Raw genomic sequence first — 13341 nt, forward strand, 5'->3', positions numbered from 1 at the left:
CGCTCTTGCGAAGCACCCTGGGGCGTCTGCCAGTATGTCCCAATGCCCCAGCAGCAGTCCTCCCCTCTCGCGTTCTTCGATAACGCGAACTCGCAGCCAGATTTCACCGTTGGCCTGCGCGGATACAACACTCACCAGGTCGATGACTTCATCGGCCGGATGACGGCCGCGCTGACCCAGTCCGAGCAGGCCCGTGCCGAGGCCGAGCAGCGGATGAACGACGCCCAGCGTCGGCTCCGCCAGGCCGAGCAGCGCATGAGTGCGCTGGAGCAGAAGCTCACCGACACCAACAAGCAGCTCGAAGAGAACAGCCGGCCCACCCTCTCGGGGCTCGGCACCCGGGTCGAGCAGATCCTGCGGCTCGCCGAAGAGCAGGCCAACGACCACCGCAACGAGGCCAAGCGCGAGTCGGAGGGCATCCTCTCCGCCGCCCGCCTGGAGGCTCGCGAGATCACGGACAAGGCCCGCGCCGAGGCCGCCGCGATGAAGGCGAGCGCCGAGCGCGACGCCGGAAACCTGCGCACCGCCGCCGAGCGCGAGGCCGCCGAGGTCCGGGTGCAGGCCCGCCGTGAGGCCGACACGCTGCGCGCCGACGCGGACCGTGAGACCAAGCAGCTGCGTACCGTCACCGCGCACGAGGTGGCCGAGCTGAAGTCGACTGTCGAGCGGGAGGTGGCCACCCTCCGTGCCACCGCCGAGCGGGAGATCACCCAGCAGCGGGCCAAGGCCGCCCGCGAGGCCGAGGAGAAGCGCGCCGAGGCGACCAAGCTGCTCACCGACGCCCGGGACAAGCGCGACAAGGACCTGCAGGCCCTTGAGCTGCAGCTGGCCGAGCGCCGCGAGAAGGCCGAGCGCGAGGAGTCCGAGCGGCACGCCTCCCAGGTCGCCCAGACCCAGAAGATGGTCAGCGAGGCCGAGCAGCGCGCCCGTGCCGCGCAGGAGCGCGCCAAGGAGATCGAGCAGCGCGCCGAGGCACGCCGGGTCGAGTCGGAGCGCAACGCCGCCGAGACGATCGACAAGGCCAAGGCGCACTCCGAGAAGACGCTCAACGAGGCGAAGGCCGAGTCGCAGCGCCTGCTCACCGAGGCCCGCACCGAGGCCGAGCTGACCACGCAGGCCGCACGCCGCGAGGTCGAGGACCTCACCCGGCAGAAGGACGCGGTCACCTCGCAGCTCGGGCAGATGCTTTCCGGTCTCGCCGGCATCGTCCCCGGCGTGCCGGCGGCGGCAGCTCCGGCGGCCAAGCCGGAGGCGAAGAAGGCCGACGGCGGCCAGGAGCGAGTGACCGCGGAGACCGCTGGCTGACGCGAGGCGTCAGGGCGGGGCATCGACGGCGCGAGGTGACACCGGGTGACCGGTGTGACCTCGCGCCGTGTGCGTTTCCCACCCACTGACATCGCGTCCTCCTCACGGAGTGAAGTAGGTCCCACAAGGGCCGTCTGTATCGCCCCCGCAGGGTCCGATGCGTGTGAGGATGGGGACATGTCGCACGGCGAGGAACTGTTCGCGCTCGGCGGGGACGTGACCACGGAGCCCAGCTTCGAGTCCGCTCTGCGGGGGTATGACAAGAAGCAGGTCGAGAGGTACGTCGCGCGTGCCGAGCACGAGATCGCGACCCTCGCCGCCGAACGGGAACAGGCCTATACACAGATCCACAAGCTCGCCGGCCAGGTCGAGGTGCTGCAACGGGACCTGACGCAGGTCCGCAAGCAGATGAACGTGGTGGACCGGGCCTCGTTCCGGCACCTGGGCCCCCGCGTCGAGTCGATCCTCACCCTGGCCGAGGAGCAGGCCGAGCAGATCCTGTCAGCGGCTAACGAGGAGATCGAGGCCCGTCGCGCCGCCGCCGAGCACATCATCGAGGAGGCCCGCGAGCAGGCCGCGCGGGCGTTGAAGGACTTCGAGATCGCGCTCGCCTCCCGCCGCCAGGAGGAGGAGCGGCACAGCGCCGCTCGACGCGCCGAGGCGGAAGCGACCGTGCGGTCCGCGAAGGACGAGTCGGCGAAGCTGCGCAAGGCGGCGCAGGACGCGCTCACCAAGGCCCAACAGGAGGCCACCCAACTCCGGGACACCGCCAAGGAGATCCACACTCGCGCCCAGCAGGAGGCCACCAAGCTGCGCGAGGCGGCCCGCGAGGCGTTGGCCACCGCCCAGCAGGAGGCCGGTGACCTGCGTGAGGCGGCCAAAGAGGTGCACGCCAAGGCCCAGCAGGAGGCCAAGCGGCTCACCGACAACGCGACCGCGGCCGGCCGGGCAACCCACGCCAAGGCACAGCAGGAGGCCAAGCAGATCATCGACGACGCGTCGATGGCGGGCCGGGCCGCGCGGGCCAAGGCACAGCAGGAGGCGGAGCGCCTGACCACGCAGGCGTCCGAGTCGGCCAAGCGCAGCCGCGCCGAGACTGAGGCGTACGTCCAGCGGATGCGCAGCGAGACCGAGGCGTACGTGCAGCAGTCGCGTGCGCAGACCCAGCAGGAGCTGGGCGCGTGGCGGGCCGGCGTGGAGCAGGAGGTCAACTCCCGGCGGGAGGCGGCCGACCGCGAGCTGGCCCAGCGACGGTCCACGGCCGAGCAGGAGTTCGCCAAGCGCCGCGACGAGTTGGACAAGCAGCACGCGGCACGCCAGCAGGAGTTGGAGACCGGGTTCGCCAGTCGTCAGCAGGAGCTGGAGGCGACCTGGGCCGCTCGCAGCGACGAGTTGGAGACCGAATATTCGGCCCGCAAGAACGAACTGGAGACCGAGTACGCCAGCCGCAAGAGCGAGATCGAGCAGGGCGCTGCCGCGATCCGTCTGGCGGCCGAGCAGGATGCCTCGGCGATGCGCGAGCGGGCCGAGTCGGAGGCCGCCGAGCTGCTGAGCCGCGCCGAAACCGAGGCGGGCGACAAGCGCCGCAAGGCCGACGAGCATGTCGCGGCTTCCCGCCGGCAGTTCGAGGAGTACGCGGCCACCACCCAGCAGCACCTGGCCACCACGCAGCAGCACCTGGCGGCGACGCAGCAGGAGGCGGCGGCCGGTCGGCAGCAGCTCGCCCAGGTCATGTTGGAGATCGCGCAGGCCCAGCAGCAGCTCGCCGACCTGCGGCAGGAGACGTGGAAGGCTCGTCAGGAGTCCGACGAACTCGAACGCCAGATGGCCGAGCTGCGTTTGCAGAGCACCACCGGCCCGATCGACGGCCCGACCGCGCCGACCACCGCCGGTGCGACCGCGCCGACAAATGTCGACGGGCCGACCGCGCCGGCTGCCGATGACGGCGTGTTGGTGACCGCCGACGCCGGGTCGGCTAACGGTGCGGCCACCGGCCTCAAGGCCGAGCCCGCCGACGCCACGCAGCCCGTGGCCACCACTACGAACGAGGCCGGGCAGTCGACGACCCGACCGGTTGCCGAGCCGGTGACCACGGTCGACGGCAGCGCGGCCAGCGCGGGCGTGGACGGCGAGCCGACGGTGGCGGCCGTGCCGGGCGAGGGCGGCCGGAGCGCCAAGCCCACCAAGATCACCAGCACCGGTGAGAACGGCAAGCGGCCCAGCAAGCCGACAACCGACGAGCGCAGCGCCAAGCCGAGCAAGGTCAAGATCGAAAAGGACTGACCGCTTACCGCCTCAGCGCGGCCCACAGCCCACGGCCCGCACAGCGCCCGGGTGACCCCGTAACGCTCACGCGGCTACTCTGGGGAGGGCCGCCCCGCATGATCGACACAACATCGCCGATGTGGGGCTGTCCCGCTGCCCCGACACCCCCATATCGGCGATGTCGAGTGGATCAAGTTCCGGATGGCACCGGATTGACGGTCTCCTGGTCGGTAGCGACCATGAAGTGTCCAGTCCCCTGCCGCACCGTCCCACCGGCAGGCGACCATCACCCGTCGTCCCCCACCGCCTGACCCGGAGGTCCCTGGTGCCACAGCACGGCCAGCCCGCCGACGACCCGGACGCCACGCCCGGGCCTCCACCACAGGTGCGCCACGCGACCAGACGCCGCGCACTGAGGAACCCCGTCCGGTTCCGGTTACCGACCTTGACCCGGAGGATCTGCCGGCGGTCCCGTCGGGGAAGTTCGGCACGCCGGGTCGTCCGCTGCGGCGCAGCAGCTTCCTGATCGGGTTCACCGGCGCGCTTGGCGTGCTGCTGGCGTACACCCTTTATCTGGGGATTCGCAATGCCGGCGGCATTCTGGTGCTGGTGGTGATCGCGCTGTTCCTCGCGGTCGGCCTCAACCCGGCGGTGGTGCGGCTGCGTCGCTGGGGTGTGCCGAACGGCCTCGCGGTCGCGGTCGTGGCGCTGACCGTGGTGCTGCTGCTCTGCGGCGGGGTGGTGGCGCTCGTCCCGCCGGTCGTGACGCAGTCGGGGCAGTTCATCGAACAGTTGCCCAGCTACGTCGAGGATCTGCGCCGCAACCCGACGGTCAACGACCTGGTGGTGCGGTACGACGTGATGGAGCGGGTGCAGAGCGCGGCCAACGCGGACACGATCGGCCGGGCGCTCGGCGGGGTTCTCGGCGGCGCACAGTTGATCTTCGGCACCGTGTTCCGGACGCTTACCGTGCTGGTGCTGACCATCTACTTCCTGGCGTACTTCAACCGGCTGCGCTCGCTGGGCTACTCGCTGGTGCCCCGGTCGCGGCGGGAGCGGGTGCAGCTGATCGGCGACGAGATCCTGGCCAAGGTGGGCGCCTACATGGTCGGCGCGCTGAGCATCGCGGTGCTGGCCGGCACGACCACCTTCGTCTTCGCCTTGATCGTCGGGTTGCCGTACCCGTTCGCGCTGGCCGTGGTGGTCGCGGTGACCGACCTGATCCCACAGATCGGCGCCACCCTGGGCGCGGTGATCGTGAGCCTCGTCGGTTTCGCCACGAGCCTGCCGGTGGGCATCGCCTGCGCGGTCTTCTTCCTCATCTACCAGCAGGTGGAGAACTACCTGGTCTACCCGAAGGTGATGCGGCGCTCGGTCGAGGTCAACGAGGTGGCCGCCCTGCTGGCCGCGCTGCTCGGGGTGGCGCTGCTGGGCGTGGTGGGCGCACTCATCGCCATCCCCACCGTGGCCGCGCTGCAACTGATCCTGCGCGAGGTGGTGCTCCCCCGCCAGGAGACCCGCTGACCGAGCCGGGCAGGTCGCCCCGGCGTGAGGTCAGCCGGCAGCCGGGCCGGGGACGGGCGTGTCGGCGAACGACGCCACCGTCCGGTCGGCGTACGCGCTGGCGTCACCGACCTCCATCGGGCCGTCCCAGGTCGTCGGCAACGGCACCTCGACGGCGGGGTTGACCCGGCGGACGATCTCGTCGAGCACCGTCTCGGCGTCGCCCACCCAGAGGTGCTTCGCGCCGGGCACCCCGATCACCTCGGCCTGCGGCACCGCCGCGAACCGCTCCCGGGCCTCGGCCGGGCGCAGGTAGTCGTCGAACTCGGGCACCAGCGCCACGAGCGGCCGACCGGAGCCGGCCCAGGTGCCCAGGTCCTCGGGGGCCGAGAAGCGCAGCGGTGGGGAGAGCAGGATCGCGCCCGTGATCGCCGGGTCGCAGCCGTACTTGAGCGCCAGGTCGGTGCCGAACGACCACCCGACCAGCCAGATGTTCGGCAGTTCGGCGAACTCCGCGTACTCGATGGCGGCGGCCACGTCGAAACGCTCGCCGACCGCACCGTCGAACGTCCCCTCGCTGGTGCCGCGCACGCTGCTGGTGCCCCGGGTGTTGAAGCGGAGCACGGCCACGTCTGCCAGTGCGGGCAACCGCCAGGCCGCCTTGCGGAACACGTGGCTGTCCATCATCCCGCCGTGGGTGGGCAGCGGGTGCAGGCAGACAAGGGTGGCCACCGGCGGCCGGTCGGCCGGCAGAGCCAGCTCACCGACCAGCCGCAGACCATCGGCGGTGTGCAGCTCGATGTCCTCCCGGCGGCCGGGCAGGATCGACGACGCGCGGATCGGTGTGCTCACCGCCCAAGTGTGTCGCGAAGTCGCCGCCACCGCCCGCCCAGACACGAACAGCGTGATCCAGATCGCTCAGCCGCAGCCTTCAGTAGCGCGGGGAGCTCCGGCCGCGCTGCACCGCCGGGCCGCGTCGCTCCCGGGCCCGCCAGCAGCCGCTGTGCCAGTGCCGCCGGTCGGTCAGGTCACCCAGGCCGTCCGCCGGCCAGGCCACCAGGTGCGCCACCCCGGGCGGGATCTCCTGGTTACAACCCGGGCAGCGGTACGTCTTGACCGACGCGCCCGCGCCGATGCCACGGACCTGCCAGGCGCCGTCGGTCCACTGCTGCACCGAGGCGACGCCCTGCCGGACGCGGTCGGCGTCCAGGTTGGCGTTCTCGTCCCGGCGGGGGCGGTTGCGACGGGGGCTCACAGTCACCAAGCGTACGTTCCGCCTAGCGGGACGGCCCGACGGGCGCACCACCGAGCCGTCGTAGGGGTAGCCGCCGACCCCGCCATGTTCCACACCCCGCGGGAAGCGCAGGGACAGACGCCGTCGGCGCGGTCAGCGGTGCGAGTGGTCGCGGAAGCCGCGGCGGGTCTTGCGGCCCAGGTAGCCGGCGGTGACCAGGTGCTCGAGCAGCGGCGCGGGCGCGAAGCCCGGCTCGCGCAGTTCCAGGTACAACTCCCGCTGGATGGCAAGCGAGACGTCCAGCCCCACCACGTCGAGCAACTCGAACGGACCCATCGGGTAGCCGCAGCCCAGCTTCATGGCGTGGTCGATGTCGTCGGCCGTGGAGTAGCTGGCCTCAAGCATCTTCACCGCGTCGTTCAGGTACGGGAAGAGCAGGGCGTTGACGATGAACCCGGACCGGTCGCCGCAGACCACGCCGGTCTTGCCGAGCGCTGCGCAGACCGCGCGGGCCGTCGCGGTGGCCTCCGGCGAGGTGCGGATCGTGCGGATGACCTCGACCAGCGGCATGACCGGCGCCGGGTTGAAGAAGTGCAGCCCCACCACGTCGGCCGGCCTCTGGGTGGCCATCGCCACGTCGATCACCGGCAGCGACGAGGTGGTGGTGGCCAGCACGACGCCCGGCTTGCAGATCTCGTCGAGGCTCGCGAAGAGCGCCTTCTTGACGCTCAGCTCCTCGATGACCGCCTCGACCACCAGGTCGACGTCGGCGAGGTGCTCGAGCGTGGCCGACCAGCTGATCCGGCCGAGCGCGGCGTCCCGGTCGGCCTCGGAGAGCTTGCCGCGCACCACTCCCTTGTTCAGCGACGTCTTCAGCGACTCGCAGACCTTCGCGGACTTCTCCGCGCCACGGGTCACCGAGATGACCTCGTAGCCGGCCTTCGCGAAGACCTCGATGATCCCGGTGGCCATCGTTCCGGAACCCACGACGCCGACCTTCGCGATGGCGCGAGCCCCGTCGGCGAGCGCGGCCTCCGTGGCCACGGGCGTCGCCTCATCGGGTACGACCTTCGGCGAACCCGGCCGCTCGTAGGTGTAGAAACCCCTGCCGGACTTCCGGCCGAGCAGCCCTGCGGTCACCATCTGCTTGAGCAGCGGCACCGGGGCGTGCCGGCGGTCCCGCCCGCCGCGCCGGTACATGGTGTCCAGGATCTCGTACGCGGTGTCCAGACCGATCAGGTCCATCAGCGCCAGCGGGCCCATCGGCAGGCCACAGCCGAGCTTCATGGCGGCGTCGATGTCCTCCCGGGTCGCGTAGTGCGACTCGAACATGCCTACCGCGTGGTTGAGGTAGCCGAACAGCAGCGCGTTGGCGATGAAGCCGGCCCGGTCGTTGATCGTCACGTCGACCTTGCCGAGCCGGGCGCAGAGCGCCTCCACGTCGGCGACCACCTCGGGCGCGGTGACGACCGTGCGGACCACCTCGACCAGCTTCATCACCGGCGCCGGGTTGAAGAAGTGGATGCCGATCACCTGGTTGGGCCGGGTGGTGGCGACCGAGATCTCGGTGACGCTCAGCGATGAGGTGTTGGTGGCGAGGATGGCGTCCGGCCGGCAGACCCGGTCCAGTTCCGCGAAGATCCGCTGCTTGAGGTCCAGGTGTTCGGGCACAGCCTCGATGACCAGGTCGACGGAGTGCAGCGCATCCAGGCCGACCGCGAAGTGCACACGGTCGTGCAGCGCGTCCCGGTCCGCCTCGGCGAGCTTGCCCTTGGCCACCGCACGATCGGTGGAGCCGGCGAGGGTGGCGCGGCCACGCTCCAACGCGGGCGCGGAGATCTCGACGGCCACCACGTCGATGCCGTTGCGGGCGAAAACCTCGACGATGCCGGCACCCATGGTGCCCAGCCCGACCACACCCACTGTGGTGAACTCGCGTGCCACGACCGGCCTCCCCAGACACTCCGCACGACCGCTGAACGGTCGCTAAGTTATGCGCGCGAGTCTGCCACGTGACGCTCGGTTGTCGAGACGCCGTGGGATATTTCACCCATCGCGCCGCGTGCCGGGACCGCCTTTCAGGAGGCCGGCACGGTCAGGGCCAGCAGCTCCGCGACGAACTCCGCCGGCCGCTCCAGGTGCGGGCTGTGCCCGCAGTCGGGCAACACCACCTCGTGGTACGCGCCGCCGGCCGCCGCGTACCGCTCCAGCACCGCCCGGGTCTGGCCGACCATCGGCTGCGGCGGGCAGGCCTCCTCGCCCGGCCAACCGGGTACGACACCCAGCGAGCCCAGGTATGCCAGGTCGAACAGCGAGGTGTCCGAGACGATCACGTCGGCGTCGCCGCGCACCCAGGTGACCGGAGGTTTCTCGGCGACGGCCACCAGCTCGTCGGCGAGCCGGAACCAGGTCGGCGCGAGCGCGTTGAGCACCCCACGCTCCCCCGGCGCGGTGCCCGGCCAGTTCTCCGACGGCACCGCCGTTCCGGGGTAGTTGTCGTCGCCGGTCGCCGTGGAGAGCACGCTGTCCAGCAGCAACTCCTCGTCCGCGTCGAGCGAGGCCGGGTCGGCCACGTAGGTGGCTCGCAGCACGGCGCGCGGGCTCGCCGGCGTGTCGGCGCTGCGGTCACCGGCCGCGAGGCGGGTGACGAAGTCGTGGTTGGCCGTGCCGGCGCCGGTCCCGGCGAAGTCGGGTGTGGTCGGCGTGCCGACCAGGTCGCGGGTGCCACCGAAGCCGTACGGGGAGACCGGTGCGGCCAGCAGCAGCGCGCTCATCCGGTGCGCGTTGTCGACGAGCAGGCGCATCGCCACTCCCCCGCCGAGGGAGTGGCCGACGACCACCACCGGGCGGCGCGCGCCGAAGAGCGTCGGGTCATCCAGCAGGGCTGCCACGTCGTCGGCGAAGTCCCGCAGACCCCTTGTGGCGTTCACCGGGGCGGTCTCGGAGTCGCCGTACCCGCGCAGGTCCGGAGCGACCACCCGCAGCGTCGGCGGCAGCCGCCGGACCAGCGGCTCCCAGAACAGCGAGGACGAGCAGTTGCCGTGGATCAGCAGCACCGGGATGCCGTCCGGCGGGCCTGCCACGCGTACCGCCTGGGTGATGCCGTTCGCCGTGATGGTCCGCTGCTCGCTCTCCATCCGCGGCATGCTGCCACGGCGGTACGGGCCGGTCCAGGTGCGCGGCAGCCATTCGGAGCGCGTCGCGGGTGTGGGTCGACCAACCCCCTCAGCGGCGCGTGGTGGGCGGTGCGGCCAGCGGCAACGGCAGTGTCGGCCGGACGTCCCGCCGGGGCGGGCCGAAGCTGAGCCCGACCGGGTCCGTGTGGGCCACGCCCGGGTCGAACAGGCGCAACTCGGTGCGCCCGAGTCGGATCACGTCGCCGTCAGAGAGGAGTTCCACGTCGGTGATCCGGCGGTCGTTGAGCCAGGTGCCGTTGGTCGAGCCCAGATCCCGCAGCGAGGCACCCGCCGGGGCCAGCCACACCTCCGCGTGGCAGCGACTCAGGTGCGGGTCGTTGATGACCAGATGGCCGGTCGGGGCCCGACCGATCACCAGCGGCTCGGCCCGCAACCGGAAACTCGCTCCGCGCATCGGCCCAGCCGCGACAGTCAATAACGGCATCAGTTCTGGATGATCGTCCATGGACAGCCAGTCCTCCCCCGCGTCGTCACTCCGCGCGTCAGCCTGCCATCAGACAGTAATCGTCAATACCGACCGGCCGGTCAGCTCCTCGTCACCTCCCGGCCATGTGCTGTTAGACGGTTCGGGCGGGCGGACACGACGTACGCCGCCTGACCTGCCCTGATCAACGAACGGGCGGGTCGGCGCGACTCCCACCCACGCAGCCCTGATCACGACCTACCAGCGAGTAATTTTCGGGTCTAGACTTCGGCCATGACGGCTGTGCGTGTCCCGGGCCTCCCGATCATCGAAGCGGGCCAGTTGGTCTCCACCAGCCCGGCCACCGGCGCCGAGGCCGGCCGCCTCCCGATTGCCACAGCCGCCGACGTCCAACAGGCCGTCGACAGGGCTCGCGCCGCCAGCGAGTGGTGGGTCGGCCTGGGCTTCACCGGCCGCCGCCAGCGGCTGCTGCGCTGGCGCGCACTGCTCGCGCAGCGGATCGAGCAACTCGCCGAGCTGGTGCACGTCGAGGGCGGCAAGCCGGTCGCCGATGCCATCGTCGAGATCGTCACCGCCATCGAGCACATCGACTGGGCCGCTCGCAACGCCCGCCGGGTGCTCGGCCCGCGCCGCGTACGGTCGCGGCTCATCCTCGCCGAGTTCTCCGGTCACCTCGAATACCAGCCGCACGGCGTGGTCGGCGTCATCGGGCCGTGGAACTATCCGGTCTTCACCCCCGTCGGCTCCGCCGCGTACGCCCTTGCCGCCGGCAACACGGTGGTGCTCAAGCCGAGCGAGTACACGCCCGCCACCGGTCAGTGGCTTGTGGACAGCTTCGCCGAGGTCGTCGGCGAGCAGCCGGTCTTCACCGCTGTGCACGGCCTGGGCGACGTGGGCGCGGCGCTGTGCCGTTCCGGGGTCGACAAGATCGCCTTCACCGGCTCCACCGCGACCGCCCGGAAGGTGATGGCCGCCTGCGCCGAGTCCCTGACCCCGGTGCTGATCGAGGGCGGCGGCAAGGACGCCATGATCGTCGACAGCGACGCCAACCTGGACGCCGCCGCCGAGGCATGCGTCTGGGGCGGCATGACAAACGCCGGTCAGACCTGCATCGGCATCGAGCGGGTCTACGCCGTCGACCCGATCTTCGACGCCTTCGTCGACAAGGTGGTCGCCAAGGCCAGCCGGCTGACCGTCGGCCCGGAGGGCACCGACATCGGCCCGATCACCATGCCCAGCCAGGTCGACGTGATCCGCCGACACATCGAGGCGGCGGTCAGCTCCGGCGGACGTGCCGTACTCGGCGGCCCGAGCGCCGTGCAACCCCCGTACGTGCATCCGACAGTGCTTGTGGACGTCCCCGAAGACTCGGCTGCCATCCGCGAGGAGACCTTCGGGCCGACGCTGACGATCAACCGGGTCCGCGACGCCGACGAGGCCGTCGCCCGAGCCAACGCCTTGTCGTACGGCCTGGGCGGTTCGGTTTTCGGCAGGCGGCGCGCGGTGAGCATCGCAGGGCGGTTGCGCTCGGGGATGGCCTCGGTCAACTCCACGCTTACCTTCGCCGGGATGTCCACCCTGCCGTTCGGCGGGACCGGCGATTCCGGCTTCGGGCGGATCCACGGCGAGGACGGGTTGCGCGAATTCGGCCGCACCAAGGCCACCACCCGCCGCCGGGCCCGATCGCTGCTGCCGTCGATGACCTTCGAACGGACCCCTGCCGACGTGGCCCGTCTCGTCAAGGCAATCAAGGTGTTGTACGGCAGATAGCCGGGCTGCCGAAGTCGCTGATCGCCGTGCGCGGCGGAGCCCTCAGAAGAGGGTCAGCTCGTCCTTCTCGATGCCGCGCAGTTTGTTGTAATCAACGACCACGCAGCGGATGCCTCGATCGGTGGCGAGCACCCGGGCCTGCGGCTTGATCTCCTGCGCGGCGAAGACCCCGACCACCGGGCTGAGCAGCGGATCGCGGTTCATCAGTTCGAGGTAGCGGGTGAGCTGCTCCACCCCGTCGATCTCACCGCGACGCTTGATCTCGACGGCGACCGCGCCGGAGTTGGCGTCCCGGCACAGCAGGTCGACCGGCCCGATCGCCGTCATGTACTCGCGGCGCACAAGCGTGTATCCCTCGCCCAGCACGCTCGGGTTCGCCGCCAGCAACTCCTGCAGGTGCGCCTCCACCCCGTCCTTGCGCAGGCCAGGATCGACACCCAACTCGTACGAGGTGTCCTGGAAGACCTCCTCCAGGGTGATCCGCAGCTCCTCACCAGCCTTGTTGACCACCCGCCATACGCCGGGAGCCTCTTCCAGCCGACACGGAGGGCTCATCCAGTTCAACGGCTTGTACGCCCGGTCGTCGGCGTGGATGGACACCGACCCGTCCGCCTTCACCATCAGCAACCGGGTCGCCAACGGCAGGTGAGCCGACAGCCGTCCGACGTAATCCACCGAGCACTTCGCAATGACCAACCGCACCCGACGAGGGTAGCCGAGTACCCGGCGTCCGCCACCGAGCGGCACTGGCGCGTCGATGCGATGCTGAGATCGTGTTCGAAGTCCTCACCGGCACCGGCCTCGCCGCCTCGGCGGGGCTGAACGCCTACATCCCCCTGCTCGCCCTCGGCCTACTCTCTCGCTACAGCAACCTGATCGACCTGCCCAGCGGCTGGACGTGGCTCGGCAACGGATGGGTAATCGTCATCCTTGCCGTACTGCTCGCCGTCGAGATGGTGGCCGACAAGGTGCCGGTGGTCGACCACATCAACGACGTGGTGCAGACCGTGGTCCGACCGACAGCCGGCGGGCTCGCCTTCGGCGCCGGTTCGTCATCGGAGACGGTGACCGTCAGCGACCCGGGAAGCTTCTTCTCGTCGCACCAATGGGTGCCGGTGGCCGTGGGCGTGGTGCTCGCCTTCGGCGTACACCTGCTCAAGTCCGCGGCGCGGCCGGTCGTCAACGCGACCACCGCCGGTTTCGGCGCGCCGGTCGCCAGCACCGCCGAGGACGCCACAAGCGTCGTCGTCTCCCTGATCGCGATCATCCTGCCGGTGCTTGTGCTCGCCTTCCTGGTCGGCCTGTTGGCCTTCACCTACTGGTTCCTGCGCCGGCGCTCGGTTCGCCGGCGAGAACGAGAGGCCGCCCGCGCTGCCGGCTTCCGCGTCTGACGCGCCCCTGACCTCCGGGTCCGAACATGCCGCTGGCCGGCACCCCGTATGCGGGGTGCCGGCCAGCGGTCGGTGTGGTGCGGTGGGTCAGCTGTTCCAGTACTGGCCGACCAGGTCGGCGGCCTGCTGCTCCCACTGGGCGTACGCGTCCGGGTAGGCCGAGACCTGCACGGTCTGCGCGGCGTCGGTCAGCGGCATGTCCTGCCAACCGTCAACCTGCTTCAGGCCCTTGAGGAACGCGGTGGTGGAGTA

The 13341-nt window shown here is 70.9% G+C and carries 11 protein-coding genes; 5 read left to right on the forward strand and 6 right to left on the reverse strand.

Annotated elements, in window-relative coordinates; genetic code table 11:
* Positions 1–42 precede the first annotated feature (42 nt).
* The 3 genes from ACFY2Q_RS26125 (at position 43) to ACFY2Q_RS26135 (ending at position 5094) form a co-directional block, all read left to right on the forward strand.
* Positions 43–1305, forward strand: coding sequence for a cell division protein DivIVA (locus ACFY2Q_RS26125; protein WP_387134547.1), 1263 nt, complete (start codon positions 43–45; stop codon positions 1303–1305).
* 177 nt (positions 1306–1482) lie between these two features.
* Complete coding sequence (locus tag ACFY2Q_RS26130; RefSeq protein ID WP_387134550.1) at positions 1483–3588, forward strand: hypothetical protein; 2106 nt, start codon at positions 1483–1485, stop codon at positions 3586–3588.
* Between the two features lie 441 nt (positions 3589–4029).
* A complete protein-coding gene (locus tag ACFY2Q_RS26135; RefSeq protein ID WP_387134587.1) occupies positions 4030–5094 on the forward strand; it encodes an AI-2E family transporter in 1065 nt (354 codons plus the stop codon).
* A 30-nt stretch (positions 5095–5124) separates the two neighbouring features.
* On the opposite strand, the gene ACFY2Q_RS26140 is transcribed toward ACFY2Q_RS26135, so the two are convergent.
* From ACFY2Q_RS26140 to ACFY2Q_RS26160, 5 genes are all read right to left on the reverse strand, one after another.
* On the reverse strand, positions 5125–5925 hold the full coding sequence (locus ACFY2Q_RS26140) for an alpha/beta hydrolase (RefSeq protein ID WP_387134553.1): 801 nt from the start codon (positions 5923–5925) through the stop codon (positions 5125–5127).
* A gap of 79 nt (positions 5926–6004) precedes the next feature.
* On the reverse strand, positions 6005–6328 hold the full coding sequence (locus ACFY2Q_RS26145; protein WP_387134555.1) for a hypothetical protein: 324 nt from the start codon (positions 6326–6328) through the stop codon (positions 6005–6007).
* 132 nt (positions 6329–6460) lie between these two features.
* Entirely contained in the window at positions 6461–8251 is a 1791-nt protein-coding gene (locus ACFY2Q_RS26150; RefSeq protein ID WP_387134558.1) for a 3-hydroxyacyl-CoA dehydrogenase family protein, read from the reverse strand.
* A 134-nt stretch (positions 8252–8385) separates the two neighbouring features.
* Positions 8386–9453, reverse strand: a complete 1068-nt coding sequence (locus tag ACFY2Q_RS26155) for an alpha/beta hydrolase (protein ID WP_387134560.1) — start codon at positions 9451–9453, stop codon at positions 8386–8388.
* Between the two features lie 79 nt (positions 9454–9532).
* A complete protein-coding gene (locus ACFY2Q_RS26160; RefSeq protein ID WP_387134563.1) occupies positions 9533–9949 on the reverse strand; it encodes an FHA domain-containing protein in 417 nt (138 codons plus the stop codon).
* 252 nt (positions 9950–10201) lie between these two features.
* On the opposite strand from ACFY2Q_RS26160, the gene ACFY2Q_RS26165 reads away from it, so the two are divergent.
* Positions 10202–11698 (forward strand): aldehyde dehydrogenase family protein, encoded by a 1497-nt coding sequence (locus tag ACFY2Q_RS26165; protein WP_387134566.1) that lies wholly within the window; start codon positions 10202–10204, stop codon positions 11696–11698.
* A 42-nt stretch (positions 11699–11740) separates the two neighbouring features.
* Here ACFY2Q_RS26165 and nucS read toward each other — a convergent pair whose 3' ends face one another.
* Positions 11741–12400, reverse strand: a complete 660-nt coding sequence (gene nucS, locus ACFY2Q_RS26170; protein ID WP_387134568.1) for an endonuclease NucS — start codon at positions 12398–12400, stop codon at positions 11741–11743.
* 71 nt (positions 12401–12471) lie between these two features.
* On the opposite strand from nucS, the gene ACFY2Q_RS26175 reads away from it, so the two are divergent.
* Entirely contained in the window at positions 12472–13089 is a 618-nt protein-coding gene (locus tag ACFY2Q_RS26175) for a DUF4126 domain-containing protein (protein WP_387134571.1), read from the forward strand.
* Positions 13090–13341 lie beyond the last annotated feature (252 nt).

The sequence above is a fragment of the Micromonospora sp. NPDC000316 genome (assembly GCF_042898885.1).
Classification (GTDB): Bacteria; Actinomycetota; Actinomycetes; order Mycobacteriales; family Micromonosporaceae; genus Micromonospora.

Excerpts from the sequence above, each read along its gene's own strand:
- ACFY2Q_RS26125 (WP_387134547.1), top strand. The coding sequence starts at position 43 with ATGCCCCAGCAGCAGTCCTCCCCTCTCGCGTTCTTCGATAACGCGAAC.
- ACFY2Q_RS26130 (WP_387134550.1), top strand. The coding sequence starts at position 1,483 with ATGTCGCACGGCGAGGAACTGTTCGCGCTCGGCGGGGACGTGACCACG.
- ACFY2Q_RS26155 (WP_387134560.1), bottom strand. The coding sequence starts at position 9,453 with ATGCCGCGGATGGAGAGCGAGCAGCGGACCATCACGGCGAACGGCATC.
- ACFY2Q_RS26160 (WP_387134563.1), bottom strand. The coding sequence starts at position 9,949 with ATGGACGATCATCCAGAACTGATGCCGTTATTGACTGTCGCGGCTGGG.
- ACFY2Q_RS26165 (WP_387134566.1), top strand. The coding sequence starts at position 10,202 with ATGACGGCTGTGCGTGTCCCGGGCCTCCCGATCATCGAAGCGGGCCAG.